A 257-nucleotide genomic window follows, 5' to 3' on the forward strand; every position below is an offset into this window, starting at 1 on the left:
AATTGATAGCCCACGACCTACTCTCCCAGCCTCTCCAGAGCACCCAGATATGGACTTTGATGATACACCTCGTTGGTCTCCAGATTTCGGTGAAGACCGTCCTGAAATGGAAGAGCGTGACCTGACAGTTAAGATCATTAACGGCGAAATCCACATTATCGACGAAAACACCAGTGAGTGGGTAGGTACTGTACAACGCAAGGATGGTGAGATCATTTTCCGTGGCAACGGAGACTTCGAAAAAACTCTAGTAAAAG

Annotated in this window: 1 protein-coding gene; it reads left to right on the forward strand. The window is 47.1% G+C overall.

Annotated elements, in window-relative coordinates:
- On the forward strand, positions 1-257 hold a 257-nt coding region (locus AB4512_RS21215), incomplete at both ends, for a hypothetical protein (RefSeq protein WP_372175587.1).

The sequence above is a fragment of the Vibrio sp. 10N.222.52.B7 genome (assembly GCF_041474275.1).
In the GTDB taxonomy this organism is placed as follows: domain Bacteria; phylum Pseudomonadota; class Gammaproteobacteria; order Enterobacterales; family Vibrionaceae; genus Vibrio; species Vibrio crassostreae_C.